16 protein-coding genes are annotated in these 22,300 nt (G+C 74.8%); 13 read left to right on the top strand and 3 right to left on the bottom strand.

Going from position 1 to position 22,300, the window contains the following annotated elements:
* Nucleotides 1–116: 116 nt before the first annotated feature.
* Entirely contained in the window at nucleotides 117–872 is a 756-nt protein-coding gene (locus ACIRVF_RS24305; RefSeq protein ID WP_402821437.1) for a hypothetical protein, read from the bottom strand.
* A gap of 304 nt (nucleotides 873–1,176) precedes the next feature.
* Here ACIRVF_RS24305 and ACIRVF_RS24300 point away from each other — a divergent pair, with 304 nt between their 5' ends.
* From ACIRVF_RS24300 to ACIRVF_RS24290, 3 genes are all read left to right on the top strand, one after another.
* Nucleotides 1,177–2,340, top strand: coding sequence for a serine hydrolase domain-containing protein (locus tag ACIRVF_RS24300; RefSeq protein WP_402821435.1), 1,164 nt, complete (start codon nucleotides 1,177–1,179; stop codon nucleotides 2,338–2,340).
* A gap of 69 nt (nucleotides 2,341–2,409) precedes the next feature.
* The gene (locus ACIRVF_RS24295) at nucleotides 2,410–3,573 is read left to right on the top strand and encodes a serine hydrolase domain-containing protein (RefSeq protein WP_402821433.1); all 1,164 of its coding nucleotides are present in this window, start codon (nucleotides 2,410–2,412) and stop codon (nucleotides 3,571–3,573) included.
* A gap of 70 nt (nucleotides 3,574–3,643) precedes the next feature.
* Entirely contained in the window at nucleotides 3,644–4,540 is an 897-nt protein-coding gene (locus ACIRVF_RS24290) for an aminoglycoside phosphotransferase family protein (RefSeq protein WP_402821430.1), read from the top strand.
* Between the two features lie 48 nt (nucleotides 4,541–4,588).
* Here ACIRVF_RS24290 and ACIRVF_RS24285 read toward each other — a convergent pair whose 3' ends face one another.
* On the bottom strand, nucleotides 4,589–5,386 hold the full coding sequence (locus ACIRVF_RS24285) for an acetate uptake transporter (RefSeq protein ID WP_402821427.1): 798 nt from the start codon (nucleotides 5,384–5,386) through the stop codon (nucleotides 4,589–4,591).
* A 707-nt stretch (nucleotides 5,387–6,093) separates the two neighbouring features.
* On the opposite strand from ACIRVF_RS24285, the gene ACIRVF_RS24280 reads away from it, so the two are divergent.
* From ACIRVF_RS24280 to ACIRVF_RS24240, 9 genes are all read left to right on the top strand, one after another.
* Nucleotides 6,094–7,377: an MFS transporter gene (locus ACIRVF_RS24280; RefSeq protein WP_402821851.1), complete on the top strand. Its 1,284-nt coding sequence runs from the start codon at nucleotides 6,094–6,096 to the stop codon at nucleotides 7,375–7,377.
* Between the two features lie 91 nt (nucleotides 7,378–7,468).
* The gene (locus tag ACIRVF_RS24275; RefSeq protein ID WP_402821424.1) at nucleotides 7,469–9,265 is read left to right on the top strand and encodes an amino acid adenylation domain-containing protein; all 1,797 of its coding nucleotides are present in this window, start codon (nucleotides 7,469–7,471) and stop codon (nucleotides 9,263–9,265) included.
* Nucleotides 9,258–10,019: a hypothetical protein gene (locus tag ACIRVF_RS24270; RefSeq protein WP_402821421.1), complete on the top strand. Its 762-nt coding sequence runs from the start codon at nucleotides 9,258–9,260 to the stop codon at nucleotides 10,017–10,019. Before ACIRVF_RS24275 ends, ACIRVF_RS24270 begins: the two co-directional genes overlap by 8 nt.
* Nucleotides 10,016–11,899, top strand: coding sequence for an amino acid adenylation domain-containing protein (locus tag ACIRVF_RS24265; RefSeq protein WP_402821418.1), 1,884 nt, complete (start codon nucleotides 10,016–10,018; stop codon nucleotides 11,897–11,899). Before ACIRVF_RS24270 ends, ACIRVF_RS24265 begins: the two co-directional genes overlap by 4 nt.
* On the top strand, nucleotides 11,896–13,188 hold the full coding sequence (locus ACIRVF_RS24260; RefSeq protein ID WP_402821415.1) for a cytochrome P450: 1,293 nt from the start codon (nucleotides 11,896–11,898) through the stop codon (nucleotides 13,186–13,188). The genes ACIRVF_RS24265 and ACIRVF_RS24260 overlap by 4 nt, the downstream gene beginning before the upstream one ends.
* On the top strand, nucleotides 13,185–13,979 hold the full coding sequence (locus ACIRVF_RS24255) for a thioesterase II family protein (RefSeq protein ID WP_402821413.1): 795 nt from the start codon (nucleotides 13,185–13,187) through the stop codon (nucleotides 13,977–13,979). Before ACIRVF_RS24260 ends, ACIRVF_RS24255 begins: the two co-directional genes overlap by 4 nt.
* Before the next feature lie 19 nt (nucleotides 13,980–13,998).
* The gene (locus ACIRVF_RS24250; protein ID WP_402821410.1) at nucleotides 13,999–15,243 is read left to right on the top strand and encodes a cytochrome P450; all 1,245 of its coding nucleotides are present in this window, start codon (nucleotides 13,999–14,001) and stop codon (nucleotides 15,241–15,243) included.
* A 13-nt stretch (nucleotides 15,244–15,256) separates the two neighbouring features.
* A complete protein-coding gene (locus ACIRVF_RS24245) occupies nucleotides 15,257–17,065 on the top strand; it encodes an amino acid adenylation domain-containing protein (RefSeq protein ID WP_402821407.1) in 1,809 nt (602 codons plus the stop codon).
* Entirely contained in the window at nucleotides 17,062–20,289 is a 3,228-nt protein-coding gene (locus ACIRVF_RS24240) for an amino acid adenylation domain-containing protein (RefSeq protein ID WP_402821405.1), read from the top strand. Before ACIRVF_RS24245 ends, ACIRVF_RS24240 begins: the two co-directional genes overlap by 4 nt.
* Nucleotides 20,290–20,358: 69 nt before the next feature.
* Here ACIRVF_RS24240 and ACIRVF_RS24235 read toward each other — a convergent pair whose 3' ends face one another.
* Nucleotides 20,359–20,562, bottom strand: a complete 204-nt coding sequence (locus ACIRVF_RS24235; protein WP_402821403.1) for an MbtH family protein — start codon at nucleotides 20,560–20,562, stop codon at nucleotides 20,359–20,361.
* A gap of 193 nt (nucleotides 20,563–20,755) precedes the next feature.
* Here ACIRVF_RS24235 and ACIRVF_RS24230 point away from each other — a divergent pair, with 193 nt between their 5' ends.
* A complete protein-coding gene (locus ACIRVF_RS24230; protein ID WP_402821402.1) occupies nucleotides 20,756–22,282 on the top strand; it encodes a condensation domain-containing protein in 1,527 nt (508 codons plus the stop codon).
* Nucleotides 22,283–22,300 lie beyond the last annotated feature (18 nt).

The following is a 22,300-nucleotide window of genomic DNA, read 5'->3' as shown; positions in this document are numbered from 1 at the left end:
CGGCGACGAGCGGCGGCCGGGCCGGCGACGGGCGGCGGCCGGGCCGGCGACGGGCGGCAGCCGGGCGGACGGCGGTCAGGAGCGCGGGGTCGGGAGGCCAGGCTGAGGGTCGGAGGTCAGCGCGGGCGGTACATCCGGTAGCGGACGTACAGCACGACGCAGGTGATCACGCCGATCGCGCACACGGGCAGGCCCAGCCCGACCGCCATGGTCACGCCCGCACTGACGTTCTGGGCGTCCTCGTCGGCGTGGCTCACGAAGTAGGCGACCAGCGAGACGCCGACCGCCAGGAACACCACCGCCCCGGCGAGGAACCAGCCGCCCGCCCGTTCCTGCCACTCGTCCCCCTGCAGCCGGCGCGCGCGGGGACAGTGCTCCACCACCGCGCGGCCCAGGCCGGAGGCCCCCGCGGTGTGCCCGTCGATGTGCAGGCGGGTGCCGTCGTCGAGGGCGAGGCGGCAGCGGTAGTCGTTTCCCAGCCGGCGGGCGAGGCCGTGGATCCTCGGGCTGCCGGGCATCGTGATCGACACCACCCGGCTCCACTCCCAGCCCGTCGCGCCCCGGCGTGAGCCGTGGACGAGGCCGTGCTCGCGGACCTCGAAGTACTCTTCCGACCCGCCCCGCACCGCGCGCCACGCCTGCGTCACGGCGACGTACAGCGCGCCCAGGGACAGGCCGATCACCACGCCGATCGCCCGTCCGCCGCCCGGGCGGCCGTCGTCCGCGCTGAGCAGGGCCCACAGCCCGAGCCAGCCGGTGGGCACGGCCACCACCAGCGCCCACGCGGTGTTCTGCCACCGTGCCCTGGTGTCCACCCGGTGCCGGCCGATTCTGGCACCGAACCGCTCCGTCATCTCCGCCTCGCCGCTCATCCGCACAGTGAAGCACCACCACCACGGCCGCTCAAGAGCTGCCATCCACCGCCCGACGGCCGTGCGGGCCGTCAACGACGTTGTCAGCCGGGGAAGTTGGGAATCGCGGCGGCGGGTCGCCGGTTGATGTGCACGCGGGGGGAGCCGTACGGCCCCGGGAGCACGGTCCTGTGCCCGGCCCGGACCCGGAGCGCGTTCCCGGGTGCGGATTCGTCCTGCGTGCGGACGGATTGACGGTCCGTCGGATGGTCCTCTTGGAGGGCGCCGAGAAGAGCTCCGGCGCCCTACCCGGAGGGGCTTTCCCATGAACGAACACGCACCGCGGCACCACCGTCCGAACCGCCCCCGCGCCGGCCGGCGCGGGGTGGCGGCGGCCGTGACCGCGGCGGCCGCCGCCGCGGTGGCCGCCACCCTGGTACCGGCTCCGGCCTCCGCCGCACCGCGGCCAGACGCCGTGCAGCAGCGCCTCGACGCGCTGGTGAAGGAGGACGGGGTGCCCGCCGCCCTCGCCACCGTCAAGGGCCGCGACGGCCGCAGCCGCACCTACACCGCCGGTGTCGGCGACCTGGCCACCGGGTCCCGGGTGCCGGTGGACGGACAGGTGCGGATCGCCAGCAACACCAAGACGTTCACCGCCGTCGTCGTCCTGCAACTGGTCGCCGAGGGCAAGGTCGGACTGGACACGAGCGTGGACGCCTACCTGCCCGGCCTGGTGCGCGGCGAGGGCATCGACGGCCGGAACATCACGGTCCGTCAGCTGCTCCAGCAGACCAGCGGCCTGCCCGACTACGTGGACCACGAGCGCGTGCTCAGCGCCCCCGAGCGCTACTACGAGCCCCGCGAACTCCTCGACGCCGCGCTGGCCAAGAGGGCCCGGTCCGCCCCCGGCGCCCAGTGGGCGTACAGCAACACCAACTACCTGCTGGCGGGCCTGATCATCCAGAAGGTCACCGGCCGCCCGCTCGGCGAGGAGATCACCAAGCGCGTCATCGACCGGATCGGCCTGCGCCACACCTACTTCCCCGTCCCCGGGGACACGACTATCCACGAGGCCCATCCCAGGAGCTACCAGCGCGCCGCGGACGGATCGACGCGCGACTTCACCTCGCTGGACCCGTCCTGGGGCTGGGCGGCCGGCGCGATGGTCTCGACCAACACGGACCTGACCCGCTTCTTCGGCGCCCTGCTCGGCGGACGCCTGCTGCCCGCGGCCCAGCTCGCCCAGATGCGCACCACCGTCCCCGCCGAGACGCTCGGCCCCGGAGCCCGCTACGGACTCGGCCTGGTGAGCCGCCCGCTCTCCTGCGGCGGTGTCGCCTGGGGGCACGGCGGGGCGATCCCGGGCACCTACACCGCCGGTGGCGCCACCGACGACGGCCGCGCCGTGAACTTCGCGGTGACCACGTTGCCGAGCGATGACACCGGGGCGCACGTGGGGCAGGCGGTGGACGATGCGCTCTGCCACTGACCCCGGACACCCGCCACCCCGCCGCACCACCGCCTACCTGCCCCCTCGCTTCTCAGCAGTGGAGTCCCGATGAACGAGAACGCCCCGCAGCGCCGGGCGCACCGCATCCGCCTGGTGCGGCACGCCCTGACGGCCACGGCCGCCGCCGGGCTCGCCCTGACCGCCTTCACCCCGCGCCCGGCCTCCGCCGCACCGCGGCCGGACGTCGTGCAGCAGCGCCTCGACGCGCTGGTGAAGGAGGACGGGGTGCCCGCCGCCCTCGCCACCGTCAAGGGCCGCGACGGCCGCAGCCGCACCTACACCGCCGGTGTCGGCGACCTGGCTACCAGGGCCCGGGTCCCGGTCGACGGGCAGGTCCGGGCCGGCAGCAACACCAAGGCCTTCGTCGCCGTCGTCGTCCTGCAACTGGTCGCCGAGGGGAAGGTCGGCCTCGACGCGCCCGTCGACACCTACCTGCCGGGCCTCCTGCGCGGCGACGGCATCGACGGCCGGAACATCACGGTCCGCCAGGTGCTCCAGCAGACCAGCGGCCTACCGGACTACATGGCAGCCCCCGCGCTGTCGGACGACACCGCCATCCGGTTCCGCTACTTCGAGCCGCGCGAACTCCTCGACGGGGCACTGGCCCAGAAGGCGCACTTCCCCGCCGGCACCCAGTGGGAGTACAGCAACACCAACTACCTGGTGGCCGGCCTGCTGATCCAGAAGGTCACCGGCCGGCCCTTCGGCGAGGAGGTCACCGAGCGCGTCATCGACCGGATCGGCCTGCGCCACACCTACGTACCGGCCGTCGGGGAGACCACCCTCCGCGAGCCCCACCCGCACGGCTACCTGCGCACCGCCCCGGACGCGCCACTGGTCGACTACACCGACATGGACACCTCGATGGCCTGGGCCGCGGGGGCGGTCGTGTCCACCAACACCGACCTCAACACCTTCTACGGCGCCCTCCTGGCGGGCCGCCTGCTGCCCGCGGCCCAGCTCGCCCAGATGCGCACCACCGTCCCGGCCGAGTTCCTGGGCCCCGGCGTCCGCTACGGCCTGGGGATCCAGAGCAGGCCGCTGACCTGTGGCGGCCTCGTCTGGGGCCACGGTGGCACCGCCATGGCCTACCGGACCCGGGGCGGCGTCACGGAGGACGGCCGGGCCGTGAACATCGCCCTCACCGTCGTCCCGGACGGGCCCACCGCCGTGCGCCTGACCGACGCAGTCGACGCGGCCCTCTGCCGCTGACTCCCGCCCGGCCCCGGCGATTCCGGGAAACGGCAGCCGTTCCGCCCCCCGCCCGGTACGGTGACGTCGCATGGCCGACACCGAGATCGAGATCACCGCAGACCTGGTTCGCGAGCTGCTGCGGGAACAGCATCCCGACCTCGCGGGGCTGGCCATCCGGGAGGTGGCGGGCGGCTGGGGCAACCAGATGTGGCGTCTCGGGGACGAGTTGGCCGTGCGCATGCAGCGCATGGACCCCACTCCGGAGCTCCAGCTGAAGGAGCGGCGGTGGCTCCCGGTGCTGGCCCCGCGCCTGCCGCTCCCGGTGCCGCTCCCCGTGCGGTTCGGTGACCCGTCCGAGCGCTTCCCCAAGCACTGGACCGTGATGACGTGGGTTCCCGGCGAGCCGCTGGACCACGGTTCGATCAGCCGCGGCGCCCACGCGGCCGACACGCTGGCGGGCTTCCTCCGGGCGCTCCATGTGGAGGCGCCCGCCGAGGCGCCCGTCGCCACGGACTTCGGTACCCACCCCAGGAACTGCACGGACGGCTTCGAGAGCTTCCTCCGGGCCGTCGCCCCCGACGGCACCGCGGACGACGTCCGGGCCGTCTGGGACGACGCCGTCACGGCCGACGCGTGGGAGGGCCCGCCGGTGTGGGTGCACGGCGACCTCCATCCCGCGAACGTCGTCCTCTCGGACGGAACGCTGTCGGGCATCGTCGACTTCGGTGCCATGGTCGCCGGCGACCCGGCGTGGGACCTCGCCGCCGCCTGGGTGCTGCTCCCCGCGGGCACGGCCGCACGGTTCTTCGACCGGTACGCGCGTGCCGACGAGGCGGCGATCCGGCGCGCTCGTGGCCTGGCCGCGATGAAGAGCCTCTTCCTGATGCTCATGGGGCAGAACGGCGATCGGGGTCTTCCCGGTGGCAAGCCGCACTGGGGTCCTGCGGGCCGGGCGGCACTCGCTCGTGTCCTGAAGGGCTTCTGAGGCACGCTACTGATGGCTGACCGACAGCTCGGTCATGCGGCTCACTCGCTACTCCCCGGGGCGGTCCGGGAACCCCCGGGCCTGCCCGTACCCGGGATCCGAGGGGCCGGCGGGCGGGACGGAACCACCGGCCGGCGGCGTGGGGCCGGCGGGAGGCGGAGGGCCGGTGGGAGGCGTCGGGCCGAGCGGAGCGGCGGGGCCGCTGAGCGGCCACACCGGGAGGACGGTCCGTCGGAAGGTCCCGTTGGTGACGGTGGCGAAGGAGGCGTACCAGGCGATCACCGCGGTGACCAGTCCCAGCCAGCCGCCGGCCTTGGTCCAGCCGTCGGACCGGGCGAAGGCCCCGATGGTCAGCAGCAGGAAGGTCAGGGTCAGCACGACGAAGACCGCGAGGACGGCTCCCGTCGTCCGCAGGGCGGCGATGGTCATGTAGGCCGTGAAGATCGTCCACGCCAGCAGGAACAGGCCGGTCGCCTGGTAGAGCTGGGGCGTGTGCAGCAGCTGCGGCACGACGAGGTGGGCGAAGCCCCAGTACGCCAGCCAGAAGGCGCCGAAGGACGCGAAGGCCGTCGCGGCGAAGGTGTTACCGCGCCGGAACTCCCACATCCCGGCGAGCAGTTGGACGATGCCTCCGTAGAACAGGGCCAGCGGCAGCACCACCCCGGCCACCGACTCGTTGATCAGACCCGCGTTGAACCAGCTCAGCACGAACGTGGTCATCGCGAAGGCCGCGAGGCCGAGGGCGCCCGGATCGGCGACGGCCTCGGGGGCCGTCGGGGGCGTCGGCGGGGCCGGCGGTTTCGGGGGGAGTACGGACCCGGGATCGGTCCGGCCGGGAACTGCCACGTTGACTCCTCTCCACGGCGTGCCGGCCGCGCCCGCCCGTCCGTGTCCAAGGGCGGACACGACGCCGGACGGAACGCGGGTGTCCCGGGCACCCGCTGCTCGGCGGCCGTGCCGGTGGCCGGGGAGGGCTCCCCGGCCGCCGGCCCGTCGCATCGGGCGCGCCTTTCCGGTCCGCCCGGGCTCAAACGGCGGGCGGGGGGCCGCTCGGTGAGGTGCGCGCTCGTTCCGCCGCTCGGTGAGGTGCGCGCGGACGTGGGCGGTGAGCTCGACGCGCCGGCGGCCCCGGCGGCGCCGGCGGACGCCGAGGGGCGCGATCCGGACACTCTCGCCTCGCGGCCCCCGGGGCCTCGTCCGTACCGATGCGCCCGCCTGGCCCCTTCCGTCCCACGGGCCACACCGGACCGGTGCCGTCCGGCCAGCTCAGGGCGCCCCGAGGGGCGGCAGGCCGACCGGCGGAAAACGGAATGGCGGGAACCACCGTGGCCGAAAGAAGGCGGGACCTTCCCCCTGATTCCAAGGAAGATGTGAAGAACAGCCCATTCCGACTGTGCCCGCCGCGCTGATCATGATTGACTTCGGTTGCCGGCGGTGCCTAAGCTCACGACGTTCCGGAAGTTGGTTGTCCGTCGCGCGAAGGGGGATTTCGTGTCAGCGCGTGCAGCTGCGCCGGAGAATTCTTTTCCCGTGGCGGCCGGGACCGGTCGGTGATGGGATCACGGGAGCGTTTCGCGGTTTTCCGTGAACGTGATTTCTCGGTCTTCTTCGTCGGATACGTCACGTCCAACCTCGGCACGTCCATGGCGTCCGTGGCGCTCTCCTTCGCGGTTCTGCACAACGGTGGGTCCCCCACCGACCTGAGCCTCGTGCTCGCCGCCCGCATCGTCCCGATGGTGCTGTTCCTGCTGGGTGGCGGCGTCCTCGGTGACCGGCTGCCGCGGCGGCTGGTGATGCTGACGGCCGACGCCGTCCGCGCCCTCAGCCAGGGCACGCTGGCGGTGCTGTTCCTGGCCGGCCCGGTGCCGCTGTGGACGGTGCTCGCCCTCGCCGCCTGTGGCGGGCTGGGCGAGGCCCTGTTCCGGCCCTCGTTCGACGGTCTGGTCCCGCAGATCGCCTCGAAGGACCGGCTGCCCGAGGCCAACGCGCTGCTGGGGATGGCCCAGTCCGCGGCGGCGGTGGGCGGGCCGGCCGTCGCGGGCGTGATGGTCGCGGTCACCTCGGCGGCCGCCGTGCTGCTGGTGGACGCCCTCAGCTACCTGGTCAGCATCGGCGCCCTGCTCCTGCTGCGGGTCGGCGACCGGGGGCGGGGCCTCGGCGGAGGCTCCCTGCCGGCCGAACTGCGGGCCGGCTGGCGGACCTTCTCGGCCCACACCTGGCTGTGGACCGTCACGCTCCAGTTCACCCTGTTCAACCTGATCGTGTGGGCGCCCTACCTGGTGCTCGGCCCCGTCTCGGCGGACCGCAGCTACGGCGGACCGGAGGCCTGGGGCCTGATCGTCGGCACGTTCGGCGGGGGCTCCCTGCTGGGCGGCCTGGTGCTGCTCGGCCGGCGGCCGTCCCGTCCGCTGGTGGTGACCACCCTGGTCACCTTCCTGTGGGCGGCGCCCTCGGCGGCCCTGGCGGTCCGCGCGCCGCTGTGGGCGGTGTGCGCCGCGGCCCTCGCCGCCGGTGTGTCGAGCGCGGTGTTCAACAGCCTCTGGATGACGACGATCCAGCAGCACGTCCCGGCGGACAGCCTGTCCAGGGTGATGTCGTACGTGACCCTCGGCGCCTATTCGATCGGACCGGTCGGGCTCGCCCTCGCCGGCCCGCTGGCCGAGGCCACCAGCATCGGTCTGGTGCTGGCCGTCGGTGTCGGCTGGCAGATCGCCGCCAATTTCCTCGTCCTGATGTCCCCGGCCGTGCGGAACCTGCGTGCGCCGAATTCCGGCCCCGCCGAGGGCATTGCGACGGATCCGGCGCATTCCGCCGGATCCACCACGTCGGCAACCTGACACATTCCTTCTCCTCCTTTCCGCCGCAGCTTCCCGAAACGGGGGTCATGGTGATTTCACGGATTTCTCGTCGTCATGCGCAGGTACCGGCGTGAGACCTGACACGACGGTGTGGGACCTGATGGCCGCCACGAATGCGGACCGGCCCGACGAGGTGGCCCTGACCGACGGGACCCGTCGGTTCACCCGCGCGGAGGTGGCCACTGCGGCCGCCCGCTTCGCGCGGGCGCTGCACGCCGCGGGCGTGCGGCCGGGGGACACCGTGGCGCTGTGCTCCACCCGGTCGGTGGAGCAGGTGCTGGCCCTGGTCGGCATCCTCGGCGCGGGGGCCGCCGTGGCGCCCTTCGACGTGCGCCACGCCGCCGCGGCCGTCCGCGAGAACGTGGCGCGGCTGGCACCCGCCGCCGTCCTCGCCGACACCGCGGGAGCGGAGCTCGTCCCCGGCGCGCTGCGCCTGGACGACCTGCTGTCGGCGGACGGGGTGCCGTCCGGTTCGCCACCGCCGCCCGGTCCGGGGCCGGCGGACCTCGCCTACGTGCTCCACACCTCCGGCTCCTCGGGGCGGCCGAAGCCGGTCCAGGTGCCGCACAGCGCTTTGCAGAATCGTTTCCTCTGGGCGCAGAGCTGCTATCCCATCGGCCCCGGCGACACCGTCGCCCACTGGGGGTCGCTCGTCTTCGACTGCTCGTTCTGGCTCCTGCTCGCGCCCCTCTGCTTCGGCGCCACCCTGTACGTCGCCCCCGACGGCACCGAAGCCGAACCCCGGGAACTGGCGGCCCGGTTCGACCGCCACCGGGTCACCGTGATGCACTCCGTCCCCTCCCTGCTGCGGGAGTTCACCGCCGAGGGCGGCGGCCCCGCCCTGGCGGCACTGCGCTACCTGCTGATCGGCGGCGAGCGGCTGCCCGGCGACCTGGTCCGCCACGTCCTGGACCTGACGGGCGCGCGGATCTTCAACCAGTACGGCCCCACCGAGACCTGCATCGACGTCCTCACCCACGAGATCGGCCCCGGGGACGAGGAACTGGACGCCGTCCCCATCGGCCGGCCCATCGACGGCGTGCACGCCGTGATCGCCGACGACGCCGGAGCGCCCGTCCCGCCCGGCACCCCGGGCGAACTGCTGATCGGCGGCACCAGTGTCGGCTGGGGGTACGCGGGGGCCGCCGCCGCGACCGCCGCCCGGTTCGTCCCCGACCCGCACGGCGCCCCCGGCGGCAGGCTCTACCGGACCGGTGACCTGGCGCGCCGACGGCCGGACGGGGTGTTCGAATTCCTCGGGCGGGTCGACCAGCAGGTGAAGATCCGCGGCGTCCGGGTGGAGCCCTCCGACGTCGAACACGCCCTGCTGCTGCACCCCGACGTCGACCAGGCCGCCGTGGTCGCCGTCCAGGACCGGCCGCACGGCGGCGTGCGGCTCGTGGCCCACCTGGTGACCGGCGACCGGTCGCCCGACGACGCCACGCTGCGCCGCTTCCTGGCCGACCGCCTGGTCTCCGCCGCCCTCCCCGACGGCTACCGGCGCCACCCGGCCCTGCCCCGGCTGACCAGCGGCAAGATCGACCGCCTGGAACTGGCCCGGCAATCCGCCCGGGACGGCGCCACCGCCCCCGGCGGGCCGCCGCACCGGGCCCCGCACACCGAGACCGAACGGGCCGTCGCCCTGATCTGGCAGGACCTGCTCCGGGTCGAACGCGTCGGGCGTGACTCCGACTTCCTGTCACTCGGCGGGCAGTCCCTGCTCGCCATGCGACTCATCGCCCGCGTCCGGGCCGGGTTCCGGGTCCGGCTGCCGACCCGGACGATCTTCGACGCGCCGACCCTGGCGGGCTTCGCCGCCGCCGTGGACGCGGCCGTCGCCGAGCGGGAGGGGTCCGGCGTTGGCTGAGCGACGGACACTGCGGATACCGCCCCGGTACAACGGGCCGGCGGCCAGCGGGCACGGCGGGTACGTCTGCGGCCGTTTCGCCGCACTCGCGGCCGCCCACCAGGGCGCCGTCACCACCGTCACCCTCCACGCCCCCGTCCCGCTGGACGAGCCGCTCACCTTCGTCCCCGGCCTCCGGCGCTCGACGGTGACCCACGGCACCCGGCTGCTGGCCACCGTGGCACCCGGCAGCACCCCCGCCGATCCGCCACCCGCCGTGGACCCGGCCGCCGCCCGGGCCGCCGCCGACCGCTTCCCGGGAGGAACCGGGCACCCGTTCCCCACCTGCTTCGCCTGTGGGGACCGCCGACCCGCCCGGGACGGCCTGGGACTGGCCCCCGGGCCGGTGGAGGGACGGCCCGGCACCGTGGCCAGCCCCTGGCGACCGGCCACCGAGGACGCGGTCGACGGCGCCCCGGTCCCCGCCGAGCTCCTGTGGAGCGCACTCGACTGCCCCGGCGGCTGGACCGACGACCCGGTCGCCCGCCCCCGGCTGCTCACCCGGATGACCGCCGTCGTCCTGCGCGCGCCGCGCGCCGGCGAACCGTGCGTCGTGGTCGCCCGCCGCGGCACCGTCGGCGGCCGGCTGCTCCGCGTCGACAGCGCCCTCTACGACACCTCGGCGCAACTCCTCGCCAGCGCGACCGCCACCTGGACCGCGCTCACCCACCCCGGCACCCCCGTCTCCGACCCACGAGGAAGGGACAGCGCATGAACCGGCACCAGGCCCCCACGACCCGTGGCGACCACCCGGCCACCGTGCACGCCCGCTTCACCGCCCAGGCCCGCGCGACCCCCCGGGCACCGGCGCTCAGCTGCGCCGGCACCGTCCTGACGTACGCCCGGCTGGACGCCGCGGCCGACGCGCTCGCCGCCCGGCTCCGCGGCCTCGGCGCCGGGCCGGGCCGGCCGGTGGCCGTCCGGCTGGAACGCTCGCCGGCGCTGGTCGTCGCCCTGCTCGCGGTACTGAAGACCGGCGGCTTCCACGTGGCACTGGACCCGGGCGAACCCGCCGCCCGGGCGGCCGCGCTGCTGCGGGACTGCGGCGCCGCGCTGCTGGTCACCCGGCCCGAGGCGCCCGCCGAACTCCTCGCCGAGGTCAAGCCGGTGTACGTCGACACCCTCGACGTCCCCGGTGCCCCCGACACCCTCGACGCCTCCGACGCCTCCGACGCCTCCGACCCGCTCGGCACCGACCCGCTCGGCACCGACCCCCCGGGCACCGCCCCCGCGTCGCCGCCGCCCCCACCGGGCGACGGCCGGGACCCGGCCTACCTCGCCTACACCTCGGGCAGCACCGGCGAGCCCAAGGGCGTGCTGGTGCCGCACGGCGCGGTGCTGCGCCTGGTGAGGGACAGCGACGTGCTGCCGGTCGGCCCCGGGGACGTCGTGCTGCACCTGGCACCCGCCGCCTTCGACGCCTCGACGCTGGAACTGTGGGCGCCCCTGCTCAACGGCGCGCGGCTGGCGGTCTTCCCGGACGGGGAGGTGACCCCGGAACGGCTCGCCGAGGTGGTCGAGGCGGAGGGGGTCACCGCGATGTGGCTGACCGCCGGCCTGTTCCACCTCGTCGCGCAGCGGCCCGACCCCCGGCTGGCGACGGTCCGCAGACTGCTCGCGGGCGGCGACGTCCTCTCCGCCCGGCACGTGGACGCGATGCTCGCGGCCTTCCCCGGGATGACGCTGGTCAACGGGTACGGTCCGACCGAGAACACCACCTTCACCTGCTGCCACGCCGTGACCGAACCGGTCTCTCCCGGCCCCGTCCCGATCGGTCGCCCGATTCCCGGGACCGAGGTGCACCTGCTCGACGAGCGGCTGCGACCGGTGCCCGACGGCACCGTGGGGGAGCTGTACGCGGGCGGCACCGGTGTCGCCCACGGCTACCTCGGCCGGCCGGCCGCCACGGCCGAGCGGTTCGTCCCCGACCCCTTCTCGCCCGATCCGGGCGCCCGCCTGTACCGCACCGGCGACCTGGCCCTGCGGCGCCCGGACGGGCTCCTGGAGTTCCACGGACGCGTGGACGACCAGGTCAAGATCCGCGGATTCCGGGTGGAGCCCGGCGAGGTGGAGGCGGCGCTGCGCGCACTGCCCGGCGTCGGGGACGCCGCGGTCGTCGCCCGGACCCGCCCGACCGGGGAGCGCGCCCTGGTCGCTTACCTGACGGCGGACCAGCCGCTCTACCTGCCGGGTCTGCGCAGGGAGCTCGCCGAACGGCTGCCCGCCCACCTGGTGCCCGGCGCCTTCGTCCAGCTGGACGAGCTGCCGCTCGGCCCGTCCGGCAAGGTCGACCGGCGCGCCCTCGCCGCGCGCGAGGAACGCTCCAGACCCGCCGTCGACGCGCCGCTGCGGCTGCCCGGCAGCGAACTGGAGCAGTGGCTGGCCCAGCTGTGGGGCGATCTGCTGGAGATCGACACCGTCGGGGTGGACGACGACTTCTTCGACCTGGGAGGGCACTCGCTGGTCGCCGCCGCGATCACCGAGGAGATCGGCCGGGTCCACCGCGTGTTCGTCACCGCACGGTCCTTCTACGAGAACCCCACCGTCGCCGAACTCGCCGAAGTGATACAGGAGTTGGGAAAGATGACGTCATGAGGACCGGCCACCCCGCGGACCCCGCGGCCATCGCGCTGGACACCGTCGACCTCGCCGACCCCGAGCTGTACGCCTCGGGGGACCCGCACACCGTCTGGCACGCCATGCGCGAACGGGCCCCCGTCCACCGGCAGACCCTGCCCGACGGCCGGTCCTTCTGGTCCGTGACCACCTACCGCGACGTCAACGACGTGCTGCGCGACCACACCCGCTACACCTCGGAGCGCGGCACGCTGCTCTCCGTCCTCGGCTCCGCCGACCCGGCCGGCGGCCTGATGATGGCCGCCAGCGACCCGCCCGCGCACACCGCGCTGCGCGAGCCGCTGAGCAAGGCGATGTCGGCCCGCGCCCTCGCACGCTGGCGGCCGCGCATCCGCGACCTGGTGCTCCGGCTGCTCGCGCCGCTCGCCGACGGCCCGCTGGACCTGGCCGAGGCCGCGGCGTCCTTCCCCATGGCGTTCACCGGAGCGCTGATGGGACTGCCCGAGGCGGACTGGGCCCGACTCGCCCGGCTGACCACGATGGCGGTCGCCCCCCAGGACCCGGCGTTCCAGGAGGGCGGGGGACACACCACCCTGCTCTCCGCCCACCACGAACTGTTCCGGTACTTCGCGCAGCGGGTGCGCGAGGTCTCCGCCGACCCCGGCGACGACCTCACCGGCTTCCTGGTCCGGATGAGGGCGAACGGCCGCCCGCTGCGCCAGGACGAGCTGGTCTACAACTGCTACAGCCTGCTGCTGGGAGCGAACGTCACCACCCCGCACGCCCTCGCGGGAACCGTACTGGCCCTGATGGAGAACCCCGACCAGTACCGCCGGCTGCTGGCCGAACCGCAGCTGGTGCCCAGCGCGGTCGAGGAGGGCCTGCGCTGGTCCTCACCCGCCAACCACTTCCTGCGGCACACCGTCCGGGACACCGAGCAGCACGGCGTGCGGATCCCGCGCGGTGACGCGGTCGTCGCCTGGCTGGGCTCGGCGAACCGGGACGCCTCGGTCTTCCCCGACCCGTACCGCTTCGCCGTCGACCGCACCCCCAACCGGCACGTCGCCTTCGGCTTCGGCCCGCACTACTGCGTCGGCGCGCCCCTGGCCCGGATCGCCCTCGGCATCATGCTGGAGGAGATCGTCCGGCACGTGGCCGAGTTCCGGCCCGCCGGTCCCGTCCGCCACCTCGGGTCCAACTTCGTCGCGGGGATCAGCTCCCTGCCCGTGACCGCCGTCCTGCGCGACGGCATGCGCGACGCCCTGGCCGCCCACGGACCGCTGCCCCGACCGGAGGTGCTCGCATGACCCCGCAGGAAGCGGACCCGGCCCCGCGCCGGGCGCCGGGCAAGAAGAGATGGCTGCTGCGCACCCCGGACGCGGACGCCCCGGCCCGGCTGTTCTGCTTCCCGTACTCCGGGGTCGGCGCGTCGATGTACAGCAAGTGGCCCGCCCGGACGGGGCCGGCCGAGGTGTGCCGGATCCAGCTGCCCGGCCGCGAGAACCGGGTGCGCGAAGCGAACTTCGCCACCTACGAGGAACTCGCCGACGAACTCGCCCCGGCCCTGCTGCCCCACCTCGACCGGCCGTTCGGCTTCTTCGGCCACTGCGGGGGCGCGCTCGCGGCCTTCGCGACCGCGCACCGGCTCGCCCGGCTCGGCCTCCCCGTCCCCGACGTGCTCTTCGTCTCCTCCCAGGTGGCACCGCACGAGGGCCCGTACGGCCGCTACCTCACGATGGACGAGCCGCAGCTGAGGACCGAACTGGAGCGCCTCACCCGGATCATGGGCTCGGAGCCGGTCCCGGACCTGATCGAGCTGGGGCTGCGCGTGATGACGGCGGACCTCGCGGCCAACCGCGCCTACCGGACCGCGGGACCGGTCGTCCTGCCCACCCGGATCCGGCTGCTCGGCTGGAGCGACGACCAGGAGGTCGCACCCGGGCTGATGACCGGCTGGTCGGCCTGCTGCCCGCCGGGGCAGTGCGAGCGCAAGATCCTGCCGGGCGACCACCACGCCTTCCTGCGCGCCCCCGGCCCGCTGATCGACGAACTCGCCGACGGCATGGCCGGCGCGGTCGCCGCGGCCGCGTCCCGCTGACCACCGAGAGGAGATCGACGTGGCCTCCGACGCCTACGTGTCCGGCTCCATCAAGGAGAACGGCGACCCCGACCCCTACCCGAACTACGCCTGGCTGCGCGAACACGCCCCGGTCAGCGAGGTCTACACCCCGCACCGGGCGGGCACCACCTGGCTCGTCACCACCTACGACCTGGCCCGCGCCTGCCTGCTGGACCCCCGGCTCAGCAACGACGACCGCAACTCGGCGGGCGCCCAGGCCCCCTTCGGCACGGGCGAGTGGGACCCGGCGCGAGGACTGCTCGACCTCGACCGGCCCGAACACACCCGGCTGCGGCGGCTGGTGGCGGGCGCGTTCGGCGAGGCCGCGGTCGCGCGGATGCGGGGGACGATCGCCCGCACCGCCCACCGGGCCGTCGACACCATGACCGGCCCCGACGGCTGCGACCTCGTCGAGCACTTCTCCCTGCCGGTGCCGGTGGCCGTCATCCACGAGGTCCTGGGGATCCCACCGGAGCTGCGCGAGCCCCCGGCGCGCTGCCTGGACCTCTTCTACCACACCGGTCTGACCGACCCGCCGGACGTGGACCGGCTGGCCCGGCTGCTGGAGTACACGGCCGGCCTGGCCGCGTACAAGCGGACCCACCCCGGGCCCGACGTCGGCACCCACCTGGTCCGGGGACTGGAGTCGGGACAGCTGCGCGACGAGAACGAGCTGGCGGCGATGATCCTCTCGGTGATCGGCGCCGGGCACGTGACGACCGTCCAGTTCCTCGGCACGGCGGTGTACCGGCTGCTCCAGCACCCGGACCAGCTGGCGGCGATCCGGGCGGGGCGGATCCCCTGGAAGTCCGCCGTGAACGAGCTGATGCGCTACGACGCCCCGATCCAGTCCACGGCGTACCGCTTCGCCACCGAGCCGATCGAGCTGGGCGGCGTGCGGATCGGCAAGGGCGACGCGCTGCTGATCTCCCTGGGCTCCGCCAACCGCGACCCGGCCCGGTTCCCCGACCCGGACGTCTTCCGCGCGGACCGCGGGGGCCCGGGCCACCTGGGCTTCGGCCACGGCGCCCACCGGTGCCTGGGCGCCCACCTGGCCCGGCTGGAGGGCGAGGTCGCCCTCGACGTCCTCTTCCGGCGGCTGCCCGGGATCGAGCTGGCCGTGCCCTTCGACGAGGTGGTGTGGACGTACGGGCCCATGCTCCGCGGACCGCGGACGCTACCGGTCCGGCTGCCGGCCACCGCGCCCTCCCGAGCCCCGGGCAACCACGAGACGACGATCTGATCTGGAGTGCGCCATGACAGAACATCGGGCCGCCCCGGCCCGGACGGTCCTGGAGGGCTACGACGCATGGGTCGCCAAGGCCCCCGACGAACCCGCCGTCACCTCCGGCGGCAGCACCCTCAGCTACCGCGAACTGGACGAGGCGGCCGAGTCGCTGGCCGCTGACCTGCGCGCGCTCGGCGCCGGGCCCGAGACGGTGGTCGGGCTCTGCGTCGAACGCGGGACCGGCCTGGCCGTCGCGGTGCTGGGCGTGGTCAAGTCCGGCGCGGCGTACCTGCCGCTGGACCCCGCGCACCCGGCGGAGCGGTCCCGTGCGGTGCTCGCCGACGCGGGCGCCCGGCTGGTGGTGACCGACCGGTCCGTGTCGGCCGGCCTGGACGCCGAACGCTGGGGCCCGGTCCCGGCCCACGAGCTGGACGGCGAACACCCGCCGCCGGTCGCCGCCGGCCCGGCCCGCAGAGCCGACGACGCACCGGCGGGCGAGGCCGACCAACTGCTGTACGTCATCTACACCTCGGGGTCCACCGGGCGGCCCAAGGGCATCGCCATGCAGTGCGGGCCGCAGATCACCCTGCTCGACTGGTGCCGCGAGCACTACGCCGAGCGCCCGGTCGCCCTGCAGTACTACCCCGTCACGGCCGACGTCGCCTTCCTGGAACTGATGTCCACCTGGTGGCTGGGCGGCTGCGCGGTGATCGCCACCGAGCCGGAGCGCTACGACGTCCCGGCACTGGCCGCACTGACCGAACGCCACGGCATCACCAAGGCCCTGCTGCCGGTCGTCGTCCTGGACGCACTGGCCCGCCACGGCAGGACGGAACCCGGCCGGCTGGCCACCCTCCGGGAGCTGATCACCACCGGCGACCGGCAGGTGATCACCTCGGCCGTCCGCGAACTGTGCGACCGCCACCCCGGGACGTTCCTCGACAACCACTACGGCTCGACCGAGGTGAACGTGGTCACCGCCCCCCGGCTGACCGCCCCGGCCGCCGAATGGCCCGACCACCCGCTGACCGGACGACCGATGTCCGGGGCGCGGATCTACGTCCTCGACGACCACCTCTCACCCGTACCGCCGAACGTGCAGGGGGAGATCTACGTCGGCGGCGGCCCGCTCGCCCGCGGCTACGCCGGCCGCCCGGACCTGACCGCCGCCGCCTTCCTGCCCGACCCGTACGCGAAGACGCCCGGCGCCCGGATGTACCGCACCGGTGACCTCGGACGCTGGCGGCCCGGCGGGGTGCTGGAGTACCTGGGCCGGGCCGACTTCCAGATCAAACTGCACGGCTACCGCGTCGAACCCGGCGAGATCGAGGCCCTGCTGCGCGAGCGGACCGACGTGGAACGCGCCGTCGTCGTCCGGATCGGCGAGGGCCGGGACGCCTACCTGGCGGCCTACCTGACCGCCGACGGCGAACCCCCCACCCCGGACGACCTCCGGGAGTACCTCGCGGTGCGGCTGCCCGCACCGATGGTGCCGAGCCGCTACGTCGTCCTCCCGGAGTTCCCGATGACCGGCACCGGCAAGGTGGACCGCAGGGCCCTGCCGCTGCCGGACGGCGGCGACCGGCCCTGGGTCGCGCCGCGCGACGAGACCGAACGGACGGCGGCGCGGATCCTGGCCCAGGCCCTCGGCCGGGACCGGATCGGCGTCACAGACGACTTCTTCCGGCTCGGCGGCCACTCCCTGCTGGTGACCCAGGTGGTGCATCGGCTGCGCGCCGAACTCGGCGTGCAGCTGCCCCTGCGGGCGGTCTTCGAACGGCCGACCGCCGCCGGGCTGGCGCAGGAGGCGCGCCGGCTGCGCGGGGAGCGCGGATGACGGCGCGGCGGACGGCGCGGCCGACGGCCGGCGAGCCGGACGCACGGCCCGTGCTGTCCTTCGCCCAGGAGCGCCTCTGGTTCCTCGACCAGCTCTCTCCCGGCAGTACCGGCTACCTGACACCGTTCAGCCGCCTGCTGGACGGCCCGGTGGACGCCGACCTGCTGGAGCGCGCACTGCGGGCGGTGGCCGAACGCCACCCGGTGCTGCGGTCCCGGATCGACACCACCGCCGGACGGCCCGTCCCCGTCGCCGAGGCCGCCACGACCGTGCGCCTGGAACGGGCCGACCTGAGCGGCGCCCCGGACCCTGACCGGGCCGCCGACGAGGCCGTGCGGACCCTGCTGGCCACCCCCATGGACCTCACCGCGGCGCCCTGGCTGCGGGCCGTGCTGTTCCGGCTGGCCGAACAGCGCTTCCTCCTCCACGTCCAGGTGCACCACATCGCCTTCGACGGAGTGTCCCGGGGCATCCTGGAACGGGAACTGTCAGCGCAGTACCGGCAGTTGACGGGCGGCCGGCCGGCACCGACGGCCACGTCCGACCCGGACCGCACCGCCCACACGGCCCGGCAGCGCGCCGCGCTCACCCCGGCCGAACGGGACCGGCTGCTGGCGCACTGGCGCGCCGCACTCGACGGCGCGCCGCACGTGCTGGAGCTGCCGTCCGACCGCCCGCGCCCGGCCGAGCCCGGCATCCGCGCCGGACAGGTGGACCTCCACGTCCCCGAGGAGGTCACCGCCGCCCTGCACCGCGTCGCGGCGGCGCACCGGACCACCCTGTTCTGCGTGGCCCTCGCCGTCCACCAGCACCTCCTGGGCCGCTACGCCGACGTCCGGGACGTCCTGGTGGGAGTGCCGTTCGCCGGCCGCGAGGATCCGGCGGTCGAGCACGCCATCGGGTTCTTCACCCACTCCGTACCGCTGCGCGGGGACCTCGACGGGTCCCCGTCGCTCGACGAGCTGACGCGGCGGACCAGGGACCGGCTGCTGCAGGCCCTGGACCACCAGGACCTGCCGCTGGACCAGCTCGTCGCCGGGCTCGGAGTGACCCGCGAGGCCCACCGCAACCCGCTCTTCCAGCACTGGTTCGACCTCGCGGACCCGGAACTGGACCGGCCGGCGCTGATCCTCCCCGGCATCCGGGTCCGGCCGGTCCCCGCCCCGGAGACCACCACCCGCTTCGACACCGAACTGCACCTGCGCCCCGACGGGGCCGCCCTGACCGGTCGACTGCTGTACGCGGCGGACCTGTTCGACCGGGAGAGCGCCGAGCGGCTGGCCGGGCACTACGCCGCGCTGCTCGCCGCGGCGGCCGCCGAACCGGGCCGGCCGCTGGACTCGATCCCGCTCGTCACGGCCGGAGCCGAACGCGCCCGGCTGCTGGAACTGGGCACCGGGCCCACCGCACCCCGCGGTCCGGCGACGGTGGACGCGCACGTGGACCGGGTGGTGGCCCGGGTCCCGGACGCGGTCGCCGTCGGCGCCGGAGAGCGCCGGCTCACCTACCGCCGGCTCGACGAACGCGCCCGGCGGATCGCCCGGACCGTCCGGGAGCTGGGAGCCGGGCCCGAACGGGTGGTCGCGGTCTGCCTGCCGCGCGGGCCCGAACTGGTCTGCGCCCTGCTGGGCGTCGTCCGCTCGGGCGCGGCCTACCTGCCGGTCGACCCGGAGCTCCCGGCCGAGCGGATCGCGTACCTGCTGCGCGACTCCGGCGCCGTCGCGGTGCTCGGGGACGCCCGGACCGAGCGGCTGACCGCCGCGACCGGGGTGCGCCTGGTCCGCGTCGACGGTCCGGCGGAGGCGCCCGGCCCGTCCGCCGACCCGTCCGCCGGGCCGTCCGTGCACGGCCCGGCCACGGCACCCGACCCGGACCGGCTCCTCTACGTGGTCTACACCTCCGGTTCCACCGGCCTGCCGAAGGGCGTCGGCGTCACCCACCGCACCTTCACCCGGCTCCTCGACTGGCACCTGGACCGGTACCCGGTGAGCGAGGGGACGGCCGTGGCCCAGACCGCCGGATCCTCCTTCGACGCCGCCGCCTGGGAGATCTGGGCGGCACTGGCGAGCGGCGCGCGGCTGGAGGTGTGCTCGGCGGAGGAGGTGCGCACGCCGTCGCGCCTGCTGGAACGGCTGGCCGCCTCGGGCACCGGCTCCGTCTTCGTCCCCACCCCGTCCGCGGAACTGCTGATCCGCGAGCCGCTCGGCCGGCGCACCCCGCTGCGGCGGCTGCTGACCGGAGGCGACCTGTTCCGCCCGCGCGCCGAGGACGCCCCGGGCATCCCGGTGTTCAACCACTACGGCCCCACCGAGAACACCGTGGTCGCGACCGCGACGGACGCCCTCGCACCACCCTGGCCGGAGCGCTCCATCGGCCGGCCGATCGCCGGGGTGCGGGCCTACCTCCTCGACGACCGGCTGAACCTGGTGCCCCGCGGGGTCCGCGGCGAACTGTGGCTCGGCGGCGCCCTGGTCTCCCGCGGCTACCCGGGCCGGCCCGGGCTGACCGCCGAACGGTTCCGGCCGGACCCGTTCGCCCCGGAACCGGGAGCGCGGATGTACCGCACCGGGGACCTGGCGCACTGGTCGGCCGACGGCACCCTGCGCTTCCGGGGCCGGGCCGACGGCCAGCTGAAGGTCAGCGGACACCGGGTGGAGCCCGCCGAGGTGGAGGCCGTGCTGCTGCGCTGCCCGGGCGTGCGGCAGGCGGTGGTCACCGCGGCCGGCCCCGAGGGAGCGCGGATGCTCGCCGCCCACCTGGTGTGCGACCCGAGCGCTCCGGGCGACGCGGAACTGCGCGCCCGGCTGCGCCGGGAGGTGCCCTCGCACCTGGTGCCCGCCGTCTTCGTCCGCCTGGAGAGCCTGCCGCTGACCGCCACCGGCAAGATCGACCGCGGGGCGCTGCGCCCGCCGTCGGCGGCCGGGGCCGGCCCGGCGGTGGCGCCCCGCACCCCGGCCGAGTCGGCGGTGCACGGACTCTGGTCGGAGGTGCTGCCCGGGCCTCCACCGGGGGTCGAGGACGACTTCTTCGCCTCGGGCGGCACCTCGCTGTCCGCGGCCCGGCTGGCGGTACGGGTCCGGGAGGTCTTCGGAATCGACTTCCCGGTGCGGTCCGTATTCGACTTCCGTACCGTCGCCGAGCAGTGCGCCGCGATCGAGGAACTCGTCCTCGAATCGATTGCCGGGATGACCGAGAGTGAAATAGACGCGGCCTTGAATCCCTAGGGCGGAAACACGGAGATACCGCCGCGACGCCATGTCGCGGCGGTATCCGTGATGCCCGGACAAATTTCCTCAGGAAGTGGCCACGGAATACTTCTTCCGTACGCTCAGCGGGGTGATGTCGGTCCAGGTCCGTTCGATGTGGGCGAGGCAGTCCGCCTTGCTCCCGGATACCCCGACCGGGCTCCAGCCTGCGGGAACATCCATCTCGGAGTCCCAGATCGAGTACTGCTCCTCGTGGTTCACCACAACCTGGTAGGTGCGGTCGTCGGCCATTCGAAACCTCCCGGACTCGTGGTGGAGAGAACTCACCGGCGATGGAGTGTAGGCATCCGGAACGGGAATTGTCGAGGGCGTCGTAATCCCTTGTGCCAGATGCCGGGGAAGCGTATCGTCCAGCTTGCGGAAGTGCCGACCGAAAAGGGAGCGGAATGTGACGGGCAATCTTTCCGAAGCCGCCCGTGTACTCATGGAACGACGGCTGGCCGGCCTGGCGGCGCCCCCGCCGGAGACCCCGGCCCCACGCCCCGACCGCCCGCCGCTCGCCCCGGCCCAGCGCCGGCTCTGGTTCCTCCACCAGCTCACCCGGGGCGGCCCCGCCTACAACGTGTCCACCGCGTACCGGCTGCTCGGCCCCCTGGACGCCGACGCGCTGGAACGCGCGGTCCACCGCGTGGTGCGACGGCACGAGGTGCTGCGCACCTGCTACCCGGCCGACGAGGCGGGCGAGCCCTTCCAGCGGGTGCTGGACGCGGGGCCGGAGGTGGGGACGGATGCGGGGCCGGAGGCGCCGGGGAGGACACCGGTCACCCGGTACGACCTCGGCTCGGCGCCCGATCCGGCGCAGGCGGCCCTGCGGCTCGCCGGCCAGGAGGCCGACCACCGGTTCCGGCTCGACACGCAGGGCCCGCTCCGGGTGTGGCTGGCCCGGCTGGGGCCGGACGACCACGTCCTGGGCGTCGTGGTCCACCACATCGCGTTCGACCGGGAGTCCCTGACGATCCTGACCGGCGAGCTGTCCGCGGCCTACCGGGCCGAGACGGGCACCGGCACCCCCGATCCGGCCGGCACCCCCGATCCGGCCGGCACCGGCGCCGCGGCACCCGGCCTGCCCCCGCTCGGCGCCCAGTACGCGGACTTCGCCGTCTGGCAGAGCGGGCTGGCCGGCACCCCCGTGTACGAACGGGCCCTCGGCCACTGGCGGGAGACCCTGGACGGCGTGCCGCCCGTGCTGGAACTGCCCGCCGACCACGAGCGGCCGAAGGAGCCGACGTACCGGGCGGGCGAGGCCGCGGTCCACGTCGACGCGCGGACCGCGGACCGGCTGCGCGAGCTGTCCGCCGACCGCGGCGCCTCCCTCTTCATGACCTGCCTGGCCGCCTTCCAGGGCCTCCTGTCGCGCTACACCGGTGCGAGCGACCTGACGGTCGGCTGTCCGGTCAACGGCCGGATGAAGGTGGCGTACGAGAGGCTCGTCGGGTTCTTCGCCAACTCCCTGCCGATCACCGCCCGGCTCGGGGACGACCCGGCGTTCACCGTCATGGTGGACCGGGCACGGGAGGCCCTGCTGTCCGCGCACGCGCACCAGCACGTGCCCTTCGACCGGATCGTGCGGGAGCTGTCGCCGCAGCGCGACCTCAGCCGCAACCCGCTCGTCCAGGTCTGGTTCGACCTCGACGCGGGCGGCACCGGCACCGCGGCGGACCTCCTCGACCTGCCGGGGGTGCGCATCGGCTACTTCACCGAAGGACGGCTGCGGACCCGCTTCGACGCCGAGATGCACCTCGGCGAGCGGGCCGACGGAACGGTCACCGGACGCCTGCTGTACGCCACCGACCTCTTCGGGGCGGCGACGGCGGAGGCGTTCTGCGAGCACTACACGAACTTCCTGGCGGCGGTCGCCGCCGACCCGGGGCTGCGGCTGTCGCGCGTGCCGATCTTTTCCGCGCGCCAACGGTCCACCCTGCTGGACGACTGGAGCGTCGGCACCGGGTGACGTCCCCGGGGCGGCGCG

It is taken from the genome of Kitasatospora sp. NPDC101157 (genome assembly GCF_044768255.1).
Lineage (GTDB): Bacteria > Actinomycetota > Actinomycetes > Streptomycetales > Streptomycetaceae > Kitasatospora.
Note: the sequence above shows the minus strand (reverse complement) of the source record. Positions and strands in the feature narration are given on the sequence as shown.